The sequence below is a fragment of the Methylomonas koyamae genome (assembly GCF_019669905.1).
GTDB classification, from domain to species: Bacteria; Pseudomonadota; Gammaproteobacteria; order Methylococcales; family Methylomonadaceae; genus Methylomonas; species Methylomonas koyamae.
The window spans coordinates 4,609,994-4,627,984 of sequence record NZ_AP019777.1; the positions used below are offsets into that span (position 1 = coordinate 4,609,994).

The 17,991-nt window shown below is 60.0% G+C and carries 13 protein-coding genes; 6 read left to right on the plus strand and 7 right to left on the minus strand.

Annotated features, from left to right (window positions below):
* Positions 1–9: 9 nt before the first annotated feature.
* On the minus strand, positions 10–1,233 hold the full coding sequence (locus MKFW12EY_RS20790; RefSeq protein WP_221053688.1) for a sialidase family protein: 1,224 nt from the start codon (positions 1,231–1,233) through the stop codon (positions 10–12).
* Positions 1,234–1,260: 27 nt separating this feature from the next.
* Positions 1,261–3,789, minus strand: a complete 2,529-nt coding sequence (locus MKFW12EY_RS20795) for a TonB-dependent siderophore receptor (RefSeq protein ID WP_245006374.1) — start codon at positions 3,787–3,789, stop codon at positions 1,261–1,263.
* A gap of 238 nt (positions 3,790–4,027) precedes the next feature.
* On the opposite strand from MKFW12EY_RS20795, the gene MKFW12EY_RS20800 reads away from it, so the two are divergent.
* Together MKFW12EY_RS20800 and MKFW12EY_RS20805 are read left to right on the plus strand one after the other, a co-directional pair.
* Positions 4,028–4,441 (plus strand): GFA family protein, encoded by a 414-nt coding sequence (locus MKFW12EY_RS20800; RefSeq protein ID WP_221053689.1) that lies wholly within the window; start codon positions 4,028–4,030, stop codon positions 4,439–4,441.
* A 25-nt stretch (positions 4,442–4,466) separates the two neighbouring features.
* Positions 4,467–5,462, plus strand: coding sequence for a Gfo/Idh/MocA family protein (locus MKFW12EY_RS20805; protein WP_221053690.1), 996 nt, complete (start codon positions 4,467–4,469; stop codon positions 5,460–5,462).
* A gap of 123 nt (positions 5,463–5,585) precedes the next feature.
* Here the strand turns inward: MKFW12EY_RS20805 and MKFW12EY_RS20810 are convergent, their stop codons facing one another.
* The 5 genes from MKFW12EY_RS20810 to MKFW12EY_RS20830 all read right to left on the minus strand — a co-directional run bounded on the left by MKFW12EY_RS20810 (position 5,586) and on the right by MKFW12EY_RS20830 (position 13,387).
* Positions 5,586–7,748, minus strand: a complete 2,163-nt coding sequence (locus tag MKFW12EY_RS20810) for a hemerythrin domain-containing protein (RefSeq protein WP_054763184.1) — start codon at positions 7,746–7,748, stop codon at positions 5,586–5,588.
* A 166-nt stretch (positions 7,749–7,914) separates the two neighbouring features.
* Positions 7,915–8,943, minus strand: coding sequence for a GlxA family transcriptional regulator (locus MKFW12EY_RS20815; RefSeq protein ID WP_054763183.1), 1,029 nt, complete (start codon positions 8,941–8,943; stop codon positions 7,915–7,917).
* Positions 8,944–9,112: 169 nt separating this feature from the next.
* Positions 9,113–11,656: a TonB-dependent siderophore receptor gene (locus MKFW12EY_RS20820; RefSeq protein ID WP_221053691.1), complete on the minus strand. Its 2,544-nt coding sequence runs from the start codon at positions 11,654–11,656 to the stop codon at positions 9,113–9,115.
* A gap of 171 nt (positions 11,657–11,827) precedes the next feature.
* Entirely contained in the window at positions 11,828–12,802 is a 975-nt protein-coding gene (locus MKFW12EY_RS20825; RefSeq protein WP_221053692.1) for a FecR family protein, read from the minus strand.
* Positions 12,803–12,865: 63 nt separating this feature from the next.
* Entirely contained in the window at positions 12,866–13,387 is a 522-nt protein-coding gene (locus tag MKFW12EY_RS20830; protein ID WP_245006375.1) for an RNA polymerase sigma factor, read from the minus strand.
* A gap of 326 nt (positions 13,388–13,713) precedes the next feature.
* Here MKFW12EY_RS20830 and MKFW12EY_RS20835 point away from each other — a divergent pair, with 326 nt between their 5' ends.
* The 4 genes from MKFW12EY_RS20835 to MKFW12EY_RS20850 all read left to right on the plus strand — a co-directional run bounded on the left by MKFW12EY_RS20835 (position 13,714) and on the right by MKFW12EY_RS20850 (position 17,772).
* Positions 13,714–14,271 carry an RNA polymerase sigma factor gene (locus MKFW12EY_RS20835; RefSeq protein ID WP_245006376.1) on the plus strand — a complete coding sequence of 186 codons (558 nt, stop codon included), beginning with the start codon at positions 13,714–13,716 and terminating at the stop codon, positions 14,269–14,271.
* A gap of 82 nt (positions 14,272–14,353) precedes the next feature.
* Positions 14,354–15,505 carry a FecR family protein gene (locus tag MKFW12EY_RS20840; protein ID WP_054763504.1) on the plus strand — a complete coding sequence of 384 codons (1,152 nt, stop codon included), beginning with the start codon at positions 14,354–14,356 and terminating at the stop codon, positions 15,503–15,505.
* Positions 15,506–16,290: 785 nt separating this feature from the next.
* Positions 16,291–16,800 (plus strand): sigma-70 family RNA polymerase sigma factor, encoded by a 510-nt coding sequence (locus MKFW12EY_RS20845; RefSeq protein WP_221053693.1) that lies wholly within the window; start codon positions 16,291–16,293, stop codon positions 16,798–16,800.
* 6 nt (positions 16,801–16,806) lie between these two features.
* Positions 16,807–17,772, plus strand: coding sequence for a FecR domain-containing protein (locus tag MKFW12EY_RS20850; RefSeq protein ID WP_221053694.1), 966 nt, complete (start codon positions 16,807–16,809; stop codon positions 17,770–17,772).
* Positions 17,773–17,991: the final 219 nt, after the last annotated feature.

The window sequence follows — 17,991 nt, forward strand, 5'->3', positions numbered from 1 at the left end:
ACAGCCGCATCAATTCAATTCGACCACGGCCAGCCTTACCCGCTTCAGGGCCGGATCGGTCCAGGCCACGTAGGCTTGGTTGCCGATCACTTGCGTCGCCAGATACTTGCTGGGCCATTTCGGGAATCCGCCGCGATACAGCGTGGTGCGGCGGCTGATTTTACCGTCCTCGCCGAGCTTGGCCACGCGCAATTCGTCGTCCGGTCCCTGCCGGCCACGCCAACTGACCAGAGCCGAACCGTCTTCCAGCAACGAGGCATTGGCGTAACCGCTGGCGTCGGCATCCAACTCGACCGGTGCCCGGAACGTTTCGCCGCCGTCGTGCGAGAACGCCGCCTTGACCCGGCCCTTGCCGTCGGCGGCGCTGAACCAGGCCACCACGGCATTGGCCGGTGCCAGATCGACCGACGGCCCGTTGCTAGGGCAACCGCCTATCACCCAGCCGTCGGCGTGGACGCTGCCGATTTGCGGCGTTGCGCTAACCGGCTGCCAGCGCACCGCACTAATGTCGCGGATTTCGCCGGCGGCATGGTCGCGGTAGACAGTCAGCAAACGTTCGCCGAGCGCCGCAGTGTAGCTGCGGCAGCAGGAACAAACGTCGTTGTCCAGAATTTGTTCGGGATTCGCCCGCCAATCCCTATCGATCACGGCCGACACCAACTGGTAGCGGTTGGCTTTCGGATCGGCGGCCGGATCGTGGCTGGCTAAACGCATGTCGGTCCAGACCAATGCCAAGCGCCCGCCCGGCAGCGCCGCCAGCGACATTTGCGCGTCGTAGACCCGCGCTGCCGCGCCGTAAGGTTTCAGCGGCGCGCTCCAGCTCAGGCCGCCGTCGATAGAGCGCGCCAGAAAAATATCGGAAGCATAACGGTCCGTCGAGTCCGTGGGATACGGCATCCAGGCAGCGGCCAGGCTGCCGTCGCTCAAGCCCAGCACGACCGGCGGATCGGCCAGTTTGCCTTGCTCGCGGATTACCGTTAACGGCAGACTCCAGCCCGTTTTTTCCAGCACGGCAAATTTGGCGGTGCTGGCATTGCCGTCGGTTTCCACCCAACTCAGGATCAGCTCGCCCGCCGCGGTTTTTTCCAAATGGTGTTGCTGGCTATTGTCGGCGGCCGGCACTGCCAGTTCCCGCCATTTCAGCGGCCGGTCGGCGAAGGCGGCGGAGCTGGCAACCGCCAGCAAAACCGAGACTGCGAATCCGGCCGTTGCGGCCCGCGAAAATTTGTTCATGTCGATTACCTCTGCATCGCTGCCGGATCAGTACTCCACCCGAATCGAGCCGACGGCGGTCAGCGGCGCCCCCGGATAAACCCCCAGCGCCGGCGCGACGTTGGAATCGGGATCGGTGGATTCGTAATATTCCTTATCCAGCAAATTGCGAATGTTGAATTGGGCGGTAATCCTGGAACCGCCGATTTTGTGTTTATACGCCAAGAATGCATCCATCCGCACGTAGCCCGGCATCTGGAAACTGTTGGCATTGTCGCCTTCGCGCTGCCCGGCGGCAACCCCGCCGAGGCCGGCACTGAAACCGTCCTTGGCGGCATAGCCGTTGGCGTCGTAGCGCAACCACAAACTGCCGGAATGTTCCGGCACGTTGTTTAAACGGTTGCCGCGGGTAGCGCCGCTGTAATCCTTCAGCACCCTGGCATCGGTAAAGGCATAGCTGCCGATCAGGCTGAAGTTGTTGCTCAAGTAACCGGTCATATCCAGCTCGATACCCTGGCTGCGCTGCAGATTGGCGATCTTGTCGAACGGGTCCGGCGTGCTTAAATCGTTGACCAAAATATTATCCTTTTCCAGGTGGTAGTAGGCCAAAGTTGCCAATAGCCGTTGGTCGAACAAGCGGGTCTTGATGCCGGCTTCGAATTGTTCGCCGATTTGCGGATCGAAACTTCTGCCGTCGGCGCTCGGCGCGTTATTGGCGCCGAACGAAGTAGTCCAGTTGCCGTACAGGTTCAACTCGTCGAACAATTCGTAGGCAATGCCGACTTTGGGGCTGAAGCCCTGGTCCTCCCTTTTGAAGGCATTGACCTGGCTCTCGGCGGTGGCAAAATCGAAACCGTTGCCGCGCCCGGTCTCGGTCCAGTCGTAACGGCCGCCGCCCATGACGTGCAGCTTATCCCACAACGTGATTTGGTCCTGGAAATACACGCCGTACCAGCCGTTGTAAATCGAGGCGCGGTTACCGATGCCGCCGTTCGCCGCCGTGCCGAAAGTGTCGCCGACCGTAGCAAAGGCATTGTCGAACGTCGCTTGCGGAATACCGTAACTCGGGTATGGATCGTAGATATTGATCGCCAACGCCGGATTGGCGCTCTTCCAACGGCCGTCGCCACCGTACTTGTTGAACGTGCGGTAAAAATCGAATCCGAGCAACAGATCGTGTTTCAGCTCGCCGGTTTGAAATTTACCGGTGACATCCAGGTTGGCGGCGTAATGCTCCTGCTCGGTGATTTGCCGAAAAATATTGCGCTGCATCAGTCCGGTGGTCTGATTCAGCGCGGCGGCCGCGTTAAAAGCCGGCCCAGGATTGACGAAAGTGGTGCCGCCCTCTGCCAGACTGGCCAGGAAGCGGTTGTGGATGGCCCAATCCTGATTGAAGCGGTGGTTGATTTCGGTGCCTATTTTGACGCCGGATTGCTCGCCCATCGGCGTGTTCGGATCGCCCAGGTTGCGGCTGATCGGGATCGCCGCCGGCCGATTGCCGATTACCGGAATACCGAAGTCGGCCGGCGCGGTTTTATCGGTGCCTTCGATATCCAGGGTCAGGTCGGTGGCATCGCTGGGGCGCCAGGTAATGCTGGGATTGAACACCATCCGGTCCACCGAGACGAAATCCCGAAACGAGCCGTTGCTCTGGTAAGCGCCGGAGAAGCGGTAGACCAGCGATTTGTCCGCCGTCAACGGACCGCCGGCGTCCCATTGGGTCCGGTAATGGTCGTAGTTGCCGAACTGCTGTTCCAGCGAGTAGTAAGCGCTATCCAGGCCGCGTTTGGTGGTCAGATTGATCATGCCGCCCGGCTCGGTACGGCCGTAGAGCTGGGCCGGGCCTTTGATGACTTCGACGTTTTCCAGGTTGCCGGCGTCGAAATCGCCGAAGAAGGCCTCGCTGGCCATCAGGCCGTTGCGGTAGACGTTGCCGTTGCGGAAGCCGCGAATGATGAAACCGGTGCCGCCGCCGAGGGAAGGATTGGCGCGCACGCCGCTGACGTTCTCCAGCGCATCTTTAATCCGGGTGGTTTTCTGGTCGTCCATTACCGCCCGCGAGACCACCTGAATCGAGGTCGGCGTTTCGAAAATAGGGGTATTGGTCTTGGTTGCGGCGAAGGACTTGTCGACCGCATAGTCCTTGCTGTAAGGGTCGCTCGCGCCGTAACTGCGGGAACCGGACACCGTTACCGCAGACAGGGTCGAAACCTCGGCTGGCGCAGCCGGCGCCTTTTCCAGCGTTATGGTGCCGTTGGCGGTCGTGCGCGGCGCCAATCCGGAGCCGAACAATAAGCGTTGCAGCGCCTGTTGCGCGGTGAACTGGCCTTTTACGCCGGGCGATTGCAGGCCCGCCGCCAGTTCGGCCGGATAACTGAGCGCCATGCCGCTGGCGTCGGCAAACGCGTTCAACGCCGCTGCCAGCGGCTGCGGGGCGATGTCGAACGCCTGTGTCCGCTCGGCGGCAAACGCCGGCTGCATGCCGGCTACTGCGAACGCCGCCAGCGGCAGCGTCCGCAACATAAACGGGAAAGGACGGAATACGCCGCGTAAGCTGCGGCTGTTTCGACTGGCCATTGCTATCTCCTGAATTGGTACGAATTTGCCTCAAACCTTGAGGATGCAATGAAGACGGGCCAGCACAAGTTTCCCTCAATACGCCCGGCGATTTTTTTAGGCGGGCGGCGCCATCCGCCGGCGGCAAAGCTTGACGGCGCTAACGGCGCAGGTGCATGCTGCGGCACTTTCCACCACCCGCCGAAACCGGCCGGATTGCTTGCTCCGGCCGGCGACAGGCGACACTAGAGGAGGCTCCATGTCCGAAACCACGTTAAACGGCAGTTGCCTGTGCGGCGCCGTAAAATTTCAAGTCCGCGGCGAACCGCAACGCTTTTACCACTGCCATTGCCAACGTTGCCGCAAGGCCTCCGGCAGCGGCCATGCCAGCAATCTGTTCCTCAGCAACGCGACATTAAACTTTAGCCAAGGCGAAACTTTGCTAAAGCGTTACAAAGTACCCGAAGCCCAACGCTTTGCCCGCCAGTTTTGCAGCGAATGCGGCTGTGCCGTGGCACGTTTCATACCGGAATTGGAAGCGGTATTGATTCCGGCCGGCACCTTGGACGACGAGGCGCCGATCCAGCCGCAAGCGCGGATTTTCTGGGACTCGCGTGCCATCTGGTCTTGTGCCGGCGACGATTTGCCGCGCTTCGCCGAATATCCGACCTGAGCGACCTGTCCGCGATACAAAGCCAATGGCAATCTCATTCGACGAAGTCCGCTGGGGCATGATCGGCTGCGGCGCGGTCGCCGAACGCAAAAGCGCACCGGCCTTCGACAAGATCGCCCATTCCCGCCTGGTCGCGGTAATGGGCCGCAACCCGGCCAAAGCGGCGGACTATGCAGCGCGCCACGGCGTAGCGCGCTGGTACGCCGATACAGAGAAGCTGATTGCCGATCCGGAAGTCAATGCCGTGTACATCGCGACGCCGCCCGCCAGTCACGCCGAATACGCGTTACAGGCCTTGGCCGCCGGCAAACCGGTTTACGTGGAAAAGCCGATGGCCTGCCGTTACGGCGAATGCCTGACAATGAACCAAGCCGCCGAAGCAGCCGGATTACCGCTGTTCGTGGCTTATTACCGGCGGGCGTTGCCGTATTTCTTGCACGTGAAGGAGTTGCTCGATGCCGGGGCTATCGGCACGATATTGGCCGTCAACATCAGTCTGGTGCAATCGCCGCGTCCGGCCGACCGCAATCCGGACCGGCTGCCGTGGCGGGTCAAACCCGAGATCGCCGGCGGCGGCTACTTTTTCGATCTGGCCTGCCATACGCTGGACGTGCTGGATTTCATGCTCGGGCCGATCATCGACGTTAGCGGCCATAGCGCTAACCGCGGCGGGCTTTATCCGGCGGAAGACACCGTTTCCGCGTCGTTCCGCTTCGCCAATGGCGCCATCGGCTCCGGTTTTTGGTGCTTCGCCGCCGCCGAATCCGGCCGGGCCGACCGCGTCGAAATTCTGGGCAGCGCCGGCGCAATTCGGTTTGCCAGCTTTGCCTTTACCCCTATCGTGCTGGAAAACGGCACCGGAACCCGCCAATGGCTGCCGCCGAATCCGGAAAACATCCAGTTGCACCTGATCGAAGCGATTGTCGCCGAATTGCGCGGCCTGGGCCGCTCGCCGTCCACCGGCGCAACGGCGGCCAGAACCCAATGGGTGATGGACGCTATCGCCGGACATTTGGCCTGAAGCCGTAACGTAAACCAACGGGCCGGCGAGTGTTATTGCCGATTGTCCAGCAGGGGGCCTCCGGAAAAATCCGCACAAAATAGCCGCAATTCAGCTATTGATTGCGATCTGCCAAGCGAACGGCTACACACTGAACACGTTCATCTCCTTCCAGTGCTGGCTGAAGGCCATGTCGGAGTTGACGATGTGCTTGGTCCAGCGCTCGATGAATTCCGGCAGGTCGGTTTGAGCCAGTTGGTCGTGCTGAATTTTCTTGTCCATTTCCAAAAGCTTCTCCAGCATCAAATTGTGTTCCTTGGCGTGGTTCGGGTAATGCTGGAAACCGGATTTTTTCATCAGCGCTTCTTCTTCGGCGAAATGCTCCTTAACGTGTTGGTACAGCTCGAACATCAGGTCCAGGCGTTCGTCTTTGTTACGGGCCGCCATCAGTTTGTCGGCAATCTTGAAAAAGTCTTGGTGCTGATTGTCGACTTGAGGGTCGCCCATCGCATAACAATCTTGCCAAACGCAATGCATCATGCTGCCGGGCGCAGCCTTGGCCATGCCGGCGAGTTGGCGATGTTTGGCGAGGTAGTCCGGAGTCTTGTCTCCGCATTTTTTGAAGACGAACGCTTTACGTGCCTGATGGTAGGCATCGCTGCCGTAAAAGTTGGCGTGCATCTGCGCCAGTTCGAATTTACGGTACGCCGCCAGCGGTTTGATGGCTTCGTCCCGGCAGCGGATCGCGGCTTTTTCGGCCAACATTTTCTGCAGGTTGGCCGGGTCGGCGATCAAGGTATTGACCGAATGGCGGATTTGCGCGGCAAAGATCGCATGCTGCCGATCGAGAACTTTATCGACCATCCCCAAACGCCAGGCGCGGCGGGCGCTGACCGGCAGGCGTTGCTCGGTCAATTCGGCCGCGACGGTGTGGCCCACCCGCTTCGGCAACAAATAAGTCCAATATTCCGAGCCGTACAACTCGCCCATATTTTTGTAGTGCGGGTTGAAGACGACGCCGTCGCGGACGAATACCTTATCCGGCGCCAACGCCAGAATCGCACCGCCGGCACCGGCGTTGCCGGCTACCGCCGCGACGGTGATCTTGTCCATGGTGGTAATGATTTGCCGGATCAGGTCGTCGATGGCGTTGATGTTGTCCCAGGATGCGTCGGCCGGATTGGCCGCGGCCTCGATTTGGTTCAAATGAATGCCGTTGGACCAATACTCGTCGCCGCCGGTCAAGACGATGGCCTTTACATCCAGCGTGGCAACATGTTGGTACACCCGCAACAGCAAGCGGCATTGCTCGCCGGACATACCGCCGTTGTGAAACGGAAAATGCAAATAGGCGGCTTGGCCGGCGATTTCGTACCAAACCTCCTGGCAGGGATATTGCCGACCCGCTTGGGTGTAATCGGGTTCGAGGTATTGGATGGTTTTGCCGAGCCAGCCGGACCAGCCGGCTTGCGGTTTCGGCAATAAATCGGCCAGTGCGGTTGCCGCCGGCAGTTTGATTGCGTTGCCGTCGGGGGTTTTAGGTTTCAGGTGGCCGATCCAGACAGAGCCATCGATGGTGGCTCGGCAAATCGCGCCATTGGCGACGGCAACGATTGCGCCGGGTTTACCGCCGAAGCGCTCGCCGGCCGCAGCGTTGTATAAATAAAACGGCCGGCCACACAGATCATCCAACACCCCGGGACTGCCGTCGGCGGCATGGATTCTGGCCAGGATTTCGTCGGTGGCATGCCGGTTCCAGTCGATGCGGCGATCGGCTTGTTTCATTTGCGGCCGCAAGCGGCCTTTAACGTCGGCTCGGTTGTAGTCCAGCGGTTCCGGCCGAAAGTGCGGCGAGTCCAGATACGCCATCGCTTCCCACAGGCAATCTACCGCGCACTGCGCTACCTCCCGATTGAACAGACTGCTTTTGCTGGCTTGGCGTAACGGGAAGGTTTTCGCGGCCCAGATTGCGCCTGCATCCATTTCCCGGTCGGCGGCCAGCAGCGTGACGCCCCATTCGGAGACGCGTTCCTGTATCGCCCAGTCCAGTGACGACGGGCCGCGGTCACCCTTGATGCCGGGATGCACGATCAAGCACAGATAGTTTCGGTACAACGTTTCCGGCAGACGCCGGGTCAGGTAAGGGCAGAGAATCAGATTCGGTTGGAACAATTCCACGCCTTCGATTAGTTGCGTTTCGTTGCCGAGATGCAATTCCACCGAGACCTCGTAACCGGCGTCGTCCAGTTCGGTGTAAAAGCGTTGGGTTAGCCCGGAAAAGGCTGAGGAAATCAATAAAATACGCATGGTGGTTCTCCTGGTGCGGTCACTGCCGGACAAAGCGGTGGGCTGCCCGGCCGGCGGTATCGCCGCGGTTATTTGGGGGGAAACTCCGGCCCAGCCGATAGCGCTCCGGGCACGAACGGAATTTGGCGCCTAGCGCGCGCCGTTGCCGGGCGTTATCCGGGCTGGGTCAATGAATGGAAATCGCTCGGCTGAATCGCTGTCGATAATTTTGCGGATTGACACCTAACTGGCGGAGGAAGGTGCGGCGCATCCGTTCCGGGTCCTTGAAGCCGGTCTTGTCGGCGACGCTTTCGATGGATAGCTCGGTGGTTTCCAGAAAATGGCGGGCTTGGTCGATGCGGGCGGTTTCGACGAACTTGGCCGGAGTCATGCCGGTTTCGCTCAGAAACACCCGGGCGAAGTTGCGCGGGCTCATTGCCAACCGATCCGCCATGGCCTCGACTTTCAGGTCGGTATGCAAATTGGCGACGATCCAGGATTGCAATTCGCGCAAGTCGGCGCGCTGGAAAGCCTCGTTGGACAAATAACTGCTGAACTGGGATTGGCCGCCCGGCCGTTTCAAAAACACGACCAGAAAGCGGGCGACATACAGTGCCAAATCGCGGCCCCAATCCTCCTCCAGCAAGGCCAGCGCCAGATCGATGCCGGAAGTGATACCGCCGGAGGTAAAAATGTGGCCGTGCTTGATGAAAATCCGGTCCGCTTCGACCTGGATGTTGGGATAGCATTCGGCCAATTGTTGGCTGTAATGCCAATGGGTGGTCGCAATCCGGCCGTCGAGCAAGCCAGCCTCGGCCAACAAAAAGGCGCCGGTGCAGACCGAAGCGATGCGCCGGACTTTAGGCGCCATCGCGGTTATCCATTCCAGCAGTTCCCGGTCGTGCAATACCTGTGATACGTCGCCGCCCGGGATCAGCAAGGTGTCGTATTCGGCCGCAGCGTCTCCGTAAACGCCTTCGGCGACGATTTGCAGGCCCGACATGGTCGTTACCGGCCCCGGACTCTTGCCCAACAGTTTGATCGTGTAAATCGGGTCGGATTCGACCCCGTGTTGGCCCAAGCCGAGATTGGCGAAGTTGAACACTTCGAACGGCCCGGTGATATCCAACGACTCTACGCCGGGATACAGGACGATGCCGATGCTGCGCGATTGGTATTTGAAATTTTCCGGATGAGCAAAGCTAAATGCCGCCATGACACTTTCCCCCGTTAGCTGATCTCGCTAACAAGCGTACTCGTTCCGGCACAGGATTCAATGACAACTTTCCCTCGTTTTCTGCCAAGATCCATCGCAACCCTTTGCGGGCCAGAGCCAGGCCGGCGGGTTGCGTATCATGCCGCAGCCCGCCGGGTCGGAGCCGGTTTTAGAACTCGACCTTGATCGAGCCTATCGCCATCAATGGCGCGCCGGGATAAATACCGTTGCGCGGCGAGACGTTGGCGTCCGGGTCGGTCGATTCGTAATAGGTTTTGTCCAGCAGATTGCGGATATTGAACTGGGCCGTGACCGGAAATTTATGCACGTTCCATTTGTAGGCGGCAAACGCGTCGACCCGCACGTAGCCCGGCAACTGGAACGGGCTGCCGTAATAGGCGTAATTGCCTTCGCGCTTGCCGGCCAGCACGCCTCCCACCCCCATGCTGAAGCCCTCCGCGGCCTGGTAACCGTTGGCGTCGAATCGAAGCCATAAACTGCCGGAATGTTCGGCGACGTTGGGCAACCGGGTACCTTCGTAACCGTCGTTATTTTTGGTGATGCGGGCATCGGTATATGCGTAGCTGCCGATGATGCTGAAGTTGTCGCTCAAGCGGCCGCTGACGTCGAGCTCTATGCCCTGGCTGCGCGCCTGGCCGATTGCGGCATTGTCGGTCGGGTCCGGCGTGCTCAGGTCGGCGGTCATGATGTTGTTCTTGGTCAGATGGTAATACGCCAGCGTTGCCAACAAGCGGTCGTCGAACAACTGGGTTTTGACCCCGGCTTCGAATTGTTCGCCGGTTTCCGGCGCCAAAGCCTGGCCGGCGGCGGTGACGCCGTTATTGGCGCCGAACGAATTGCTCCAACTGCCGTAAACGCTGAGCCAGCGCCAGGGTTGGTACAGAATGCCAACCCTGGGGCTGAAGGCTTCGTCCTTGCGTTTGACCGACGGATTGGAATATTCCAGCGCATTTTCCGCGCTGGCTTCGGTTGCGCCGCGGCCACGGCCGACTTCGGCCCAGTCGTAACGGCCGCCGCCGTAGATATGCAGCTTGTCCCACAAGGTGATGTGGTCTTGAAAATAGGCGCCATACCATTCGGTGACGAACATCGAGTATTCGCGGCCGGGCTGCACGTAAGTAGCCAAGGTCGAATCGAATACCGACGAGGGGATGCCGTAACTGGCGCGCGGGTTGTAGATATCGATGTCCAGCGCCGGATTGCGGTTCTGCCAGTCGCCCTGGGTATGGTACATGGTATGCGATTGGGTGTAATCGAAGCCGACCAAGGCGTCGTGTTGCATCCCCAATAGCTTGAATTTACCGGTCAGATCCAGATTGGTGGTATAGGCCTCGACTTCGTTTTCCTGCGAGAAAATATTGCGGCCCAGCGTGCGGTTGTCGGCCAGCAGGGCGTTACCGAAGGCCGGCGACGGGTTGACGAACACCTGTTCGTTGTTTTCCCGGCTCATCAGGAAGCGGTTATGGATCGCCCAATCCTGGTTGAAGCGGTGGTTGAACTCGGTGCCCAAGTGCACCTTGCTCAAATGGTCTACCGGATCGTTGGTGTCGCCGAAACTGTTGCCGATCGGAATATTGGCCGGGCGGTTGCCGATGGCGGGAATGCCGAAATCGGCCTGGTAATCCTGCTTTAACCCTTCGACGTTCAAGGTAAAGTCGGTCGCGTCGCTGGGTTTCCAGGTGATGCTCGGCGACACGCTGACCCTGTCGGTAAAGATCAAATCCCGGAACGAATTGTTGTCCTGGTACGAACCGGAGAAGCGGTACAACAAGGTTTTGTCGCCGTTCAGCGGGCCGGTGGCGTCCCATTGTGTCCGGTAGTAGTCGTAGGAACCGAACTGCTGCTCCAACGAATAAAACGGCGTTTCCGACGGCTTTTTGGTGGTGACGTTGATCAGGCCGCCCGGTTCGCTGCGGCCGTACAGCATCGCCGACGGCCCTTTCAAGATCTCGACGCTTTCCAGATTGGCAATATCAAATTCGCTGTTAAAGCCGTTGGATTGGGTCGTAATCAGGCCGTTGCGGAAGACGTGGTCCACTTTAAAGCCGCGAACGATGAAGCCGGTGCCCATACCCAGCGTGGGTTGGGCGCGGACGCCGCTGACGTTTTCCAGCGCATCCTTGATCCGGGTGTTTTTCTGGTCCTCCATCACCGCGCGCGGCACCACCTGGATCGAGGCGGCGGTGTCGAAAATCGGCGTATCGGTCTTGGTGGCGGCAGCGCTATGCGACTTGGCGTACTCCCGGCTGCGCGGGTCGTTATCGTCGAAGCCGGACGCTTTACCGACCACGGTAACGCTGGGTAGCGTCGTCGAGCCGGGCGCGGATTGCGGCTCGTTCACCGCCGTTTTTTCCAGAATTACCGAATTGCCCTGGCCGGCCTTGTGCGCTAATCCGCTACCGGCCAATAACTTTTGTAAGGCTTGGTCAGCGGTCATGCTGCCGGACAACGCCGGCGCCTGCAAACTCCTGACCAGGTCCGGCGAGTAAACGAACTGGATTCCGGTTTGCTCGGCCAGTTGACTCAAAGCCGCATACAGCGGCTGTGCGGCGATATCGAATCGGTAAACCGCGGCGGAATTGGCCGCTGCCGGCTCGGCCAGACTGGGTTGAAGCGCTGCCGCGGCGCTGAGGCCCAGGCATAACGTGGCGGCGGCGCGTTTACGGCTGCGGCGGAGACGAAGAGGTTTCATATTGTCCTTGGTGTTTAGTTGATTCCAAGGCTAATACGCGTGGCACGACGGAAAGCCGTACTGAAAATCTGCGGCAAATTGTCGCGGCTTATCGTGCTATTCGAACGACAGAGCGCATGCCGCAAGCCGACGGCGCCCGTGACCAATTTGGATAAGGCGTTGTGCGGTCGGCTATCGGCGCAAAAACAGCCAAGGCCCCGCTTTGACCACCGTTAGCGGCAGAGTTTGTTGCAACGCCGCCAGCCAGTCGTCGATATGCTCCAGGTCGACGGCGATGTTGACCGGCCGCTGCGCCAGCTCCGGGTCCAGCAACCGGATCGGCACCCGCCGGTAGCGGTTGATTTCGGCGACCGCCTCGCCCAGCGTAATGAAATTGGCGATCAGCCGGCCGCGGCGCCAGGCGGAAACGGTTGACGGATCGACCGGTTCCGGTGCGCTTAAGCCGCCGGCGCCGAAGCGCAGGCGCTGGCCCGGCGCCAACACCGCGCTGTCGGCTTGCGCGCCCTGCGCAGACGGCCGGCTGGAGCGGACCTTGCCCTGCAACAGGCTGACCGAACCGGAACTGCCGTCGTAGCGCACCACAAAACGGGTGCCGAGCGCTTCGGTGGCGGTCGTACCGGCAATGACCCGGAACGGCCGGGTCGGATCGTGGGCCACTTCGAATTCGGCCTCGCCGCGCAGCAGTACCACGCGGCGCTCGTTAGCGTTCAACGCAACGTCTAGCGCGGTATCGGTATTCAAGTGAACGACGCTGCCGTCGGCCAAGGCGACCGAAATCCGTTCGCCGATTTGCGCCCGGTAATCGGCCCAGGGGTGTTGCCAGTAGTCGGGATAGAGCCCGGCCACAACCGCCAACAGTAGCGAAGCGGCCGCGGCCAGGCTCAGGCCGCGGCGCAACCAAGCCCGGCGCTGCGGGTGGGCGGGCAGCGCCCGGCGGCGCTGGCGGTCGGCGTGCAATGCCGTCGGCAGTTGCTGCCACAATTGTTCGATGTCGCGGTAGGCCTGCTCGTGGTCGGGCGATTGCCGCCGCCACTGCGCGCAAGCGGCAAGCGCATCCGGTTCGGCGCTGCCGGAGGTCAGCCGCAAATGCCAGTTCACGGCTTCCTGCTGCAGGCGTTCGCGGCGTTGTGCGGGCGTTTCGGACATCGGGGTAAGGCTGGGCGGTTGGCGGGCGCCCACTATAACCAAAGCCGCACTCGCAGTGCCATATTAATGCTCCGGCCGGTCCAGAGCCTTGCGGCAGTGCAGCAGCGCTCTGGCCAGTTGTTTCTCCACCCAACTGCAGGAAATGCCCAATTGCTCGGCAATCCGGGCATGGCTCAGGCCTTCGACCCGGCTCAGAAATAAAATCTCGGCGCATTGGTCGGGCAGTTCCGCCAACGCGCTCTGGACGATGCCAAGCTGGTCTCTGGCCTGTATCAACCGTTCCGGTGCGGCGGAGTCGTCGGCTTCGTGTGGCCGGTCCAGGTAGCGGTCCAGCAATTCGCCGCGGCGTTTTTGCCGGCGCACATGGTCGATGGACAAATTGGAGGCCACGGTAAACAGCCAGGCCCGCACCTCGGTCTCGCTGCACGGCGGCGGTTTCAGCAACATCAGCCGCAAGTAAATGTCCTGGACCAAATCGGCTGCCGTTTCCTGGCAATGCAGGCGTTGATTCAGAAACCGCTGGATTTGCGGGCGGGAATTCAGAAAAGTCAGGTAAATATCTTGTTCGGAAAAAAACATGCTCATTAAAACCGGCCACTCCCCCGAATCGGTCGAACCAACGGCCTAGCAGAGTTTGTGCCATTCCCCGCTTACGGTCGCCGGCGCCGGTTACGCGGAAACCCAAGTCGCATTAAGAAGGCAGAACTGCGGCAAATGCCGCAGTTTGCGAGGCATTTGCCGCAGTGGCTTGGCGTGCGCATCGGCAATTTCGGCCGGGGAATATGCCTCTGCCGCGCCGAAATTCGCTAAGGGCGGACACGGGCCAAACCGCAATTTCCGGTGCCGCAGCCGGATCGCTCCGGCCGAATGCGATAGCCCGCGCCGGGCGGTCCGGCTCCGAGCCGATAGGTATGGCCTGCAATTTGCTGCCTTTGGCTACCCTGCCCCCCTTTACAGCCAACATGCCAACCGTCGGCGAATCCCAATTACTTGACGCTTTTTTGCGCTACCAATCGGAAATCCGCCAATTTCTGGCGCGCAAGGTCGGCTGCAGCGATAGCGCCGCCGATTTGACCCAGGAAACCTATTTGCGCGTCGCCGGCTATGCCGGCGCCAACGAGATAAGCAATCAGCGGGCGTTCGTGTTTCGCGTCGCCGACAATCTGGCCCTGGACCATTTGCGCAGTAGAGCCAGGCAAGAACAACGCGACGGCGGCCTGGTCGACGAGGACATCCCATGCCACCAACCGCAACCGGATAGCGCGCTGGAGGGCCAACAACAAATGGAATTGTTCGAAAAACTCATCTCCGAACTGCCGCCACAGTGCCGGACGGTATTCTTGTTGTGCCGGGTGGAAGGCAAGCGTTATTCCGAAATCGCCGCCGATCTGGGAATATCGGCGCGCACGGTGGAAAGCCATATGCACAAGGCTTTGCAGCTATTGAAAGACCGTGTCGATTTCTTTTAATCCGGCAGCATCATGCAACTTAACCCCATTTTGAAATCGTGGCATCATGCCAACCCCGGCCCATCGATTCGCGCCCCTCATCATGTCCGATAAGCAGCAGTCAACGTCATCCCTATCGGTTTCCGACCAGGCCAGCGCCTGGTTTGCGCGCCTGCAAGCGGACGACGCCGGCGACGACGAGCGCCGCCGCTTTCAAGATTGGTATCGCGCCCATCCCGAGCATGCCGAAGCCTACGACAAAACCCGCAAGCTGTGGAGTCTGCTGCAACTCCCGGCGGAGCGCGTCCACCAGCGCCTGCAAGAAGCCAAAACTGAACCATCCTCCATCATTGGCGGCGGTAGTGAAAGCCCCTCTCCTCGCGGGAGAGGGGTTGGGCCGAGGGGGAGTCAACAAGGTAAGACATTGGTTTATACACCCTCACCCTGCCCTCTCCCAAAAGGAGAGGGTTCTGTTTTGACTTTTACGGCAGCCCCCATTGGGAGAGAGCAGGATGAAAGAATCTTACAAACGCCACAACCCGGCGGACGAAACCTGCGTTGGTTTTCTTTGGGTTGCCTGAGCTTATTGTTGATGGTTGCCTGCTGGCGCTTACCCGCTCAATTAGAAAACTGGCGCAGCGATTACCATACCGAAGCGGGCCAACAATTCAGCGTCGATCTGGAAGACGGCTCCCGGCTGACCTTGAACACCGATACCGCGTTGGCAGTCCGTTATAGTGACAATGTGCGCAAGATCGAATTGCTGCGCGGCGAAGCCTATTTCGAAGTGGCACCGAACAAGAACCGGCCGTTTGTCGTCGACGGCGGCCAGGCGACGGCACGAGCGGTCGGCACCGCCTACAGCGTTCGCAAACAAGCCGACGATCTGCGCGTCGTCGTCAGCGAAGGCACCGTGGAAGTCGTCGCCGATCAAGCCAAGGCCCTGGTGCATGCCGCCGAGCAGGCCGAATACCGGCAAGGCCGGCTGCAAGCCGTTACGAAATTGGATAACGACGATGCGCTGGCCTGGCGGCGCCAGCAGATTGTGTTTCACCGCCAGCCGTTGACGCAGGTGTTGGAAGAGGTCAACCGCTACCGCAAGGGTCGCATCGTCGCCGTCAATCCGCAGTTGGCGGAGAGGGTCGTCAACGGCGTCTTCAACAACGGCGACCCGGACGCGGTGGTAGCCGCGCTGACGGCCACCTTGCCGGCCAAAGCCTTGCGGATGCCCGGCGGCCTGGTGCTGCTGTATTGATTCGGGATTCGGCCGGCTTGCCAACGGCAGCCTCGTATTGCAATCGTCCAGTTGCTGCACAGGCCCGGTCTACCTTCGAACCCGCGCAACCCCGACGCGCTTTTAGATATTCCGTCAAATCACGCACTTTTTGCCATCGATAGGCCATATCACACAATTCGCTTAAGCCACCTCGCGGTTGTTCGCCATCTCGGCCAACGAAACGCATTTATCGTGCTAAGGAATTGGGCACAAATAATATCCCGCACTTCGAGCCAATCGCTCCCATGCTCTGCGCTTATCGTTATACACAAGTGTCGTCATGCCCGCAGGACGCGGGCATCCAGTGCCATGGACGGTAGCGCCAAGCGGTCCTTGCAGCCTGGATTCGCTTCGCGGTCTACGGCTCCGGCACAAATCCGTCAGGAACGGATTTGCATTAACCCGAAGGGCATTGGGCAGGATAGCCCAATGTGAATCCCTGCCGGAATGACGGCTGTTAAAAAAGATGTGTAAGCGATGAGTGCTCCGCGTACCCAAGGGCATGGGAACCATAAGCGGAAGTTATTTGTAGCGAGACCCTGAAACGCAAGTCGCTATTTTTTCTGCAAAACTCCACGCTACGCCCGGCTTTAAATCAGCGCCTTGTCGCAAAGGACCAATTCTTGCTTAACGATCGAGTTTGCAAGCAGAGAATATTTTGTTTTGATCGCCTCATCTACAGCAAGCGTTCCATGCAAAACCAATCCCTTTAACACAACAAGCTATGGATAAAGGCACTTACCAAGCAAGCTAAGGTTTAATCGATGACCACACAACTGATTGGCAACGGCGCACAGGAATTGACCCGGCTTTATCAAGACCATCATCCCTGGTTGCTGAAATGGCTGGAAAAGCGGGTGCAGGACCGCCTGCAGGCGGAAGACCATGCGCACGACACCTTCCTGAGCGTCATTGCCTCGAACCAGACCTCCAACCTGCACGAGCCGCGCGCCTATCTGGTGACGATCGCCAAGCGCCTGCTGATCAATCACTGGCGCCGCGCCACCATCGAGCAGGCCTACTTGGAGCGATTGGCGGCCCATCCGGAACAGATGGCACCGTCGCCGGAAGAAAATGCCGTCATTCTGGAAACGCTACGCGAAATCGACGACTTGCTTTGCCAATTGCCGGCGAAAGTCCGCAAGGCCTTCCTGATGGCGCAACTGGACGGACTCACCTACGCCGAAATCGGCCGGCGGCTCGGCGTCAGCGACCGCATGGTCAGAAAATATATGGCGCAAGCCATGCTGCAGTGCCTACTCGCCGGTTTTTAAACCCAGATGCGACACAAGAATAATCCGGACATCGCCCCGCGCATCCTGGCCCAGGCCGCCGAGTGGTTTGCGCTGTTCGGCTCCGGCGAAGCTCGCCAAGACGATACCGCAAAGTGGCAAGCCTGGCTGGCCGCACACCCGGACCACCGCGCCGCCTGGGCCCGGGTCGAATTCTACACCGACAAATTCAGGGCATTGCCGCCCAAAGCGGCCTACGCCGCGTTAGACGCGCCCGATTTATACCGCCGGCGCGCGATCAAAAACCTGGTACTGCTGGGGGTCGTGGGGCTAGGGAGCTGGCAAGTTTCGCGCAGCCACTTTTGGCATGAATGCACGGCGGATTACCAGACTGCGGCGGGCGAAAGCCAAACGCTGGCTCTGCCCGACGGCTCGACGGCGATTCTGGATAGCGGCAGCGCGTTGAACCTGGCCTTCTCCGCCGATTGGCGGCGGCTGCAATTGTTGTCCGGGGAAATTTATATCGAGACCGCGCCCGACAAGTCCGGCCGCCAGCGGCCGTTTGTCGTCGACACTGCGGATGGCCGGGTGCGGGCGCTGGGGACGCGCTTCAGCGTCAGCCAACAGCAAGGCCGTAGCCGCGTTGCCGTGTTTGCCGATGCGGTGGAAATACAGCCGGCGCATGGTTCCGTACCGAAGCAGGTGTTGCGCGCCGGCCAGCGGACCGGTTTCAGCGCGAATCGCATCGAGACTATCCAATCGAATCCGCTCGACCGGCCGGCCTGGACCCAAGGCGTCATCATCGCCGACGACATGCCGCTCGGCGAATTTTTACTGCAACTGAGCCGTTACCGCAAAGGGTACATCACCTGTTCCTCGGAAATCGCCGGCTTGCGCATCGTCGGCTCCTTCCCGCTGCAAGACACCGACCACATCCTCGCCTCGCTCGAAGCCACCTTGCCGGTCAAGTTGAGCCACCCGCTGCCGTATTGGGTAAAAGTCCTGCCGCGTTGAATCGGGAGTCATTGGCGGTGTCGCTTAGGATTCCGTCAAAAACAACTTACGCTTTTTGCCCCCACCCCTTCCGGGAGAGGGCCGGGGTGAGGGGATACACAAGAGAAGTTATTTTGGAGAAATCCTTAACGGGCGAATGACCCGTAAGAGCGCGTAGCGAATTCGCCCGTACTAAATATTTTTTCCTTCCGCGGTTCCGCTTTTTCATTTTCGATTGAC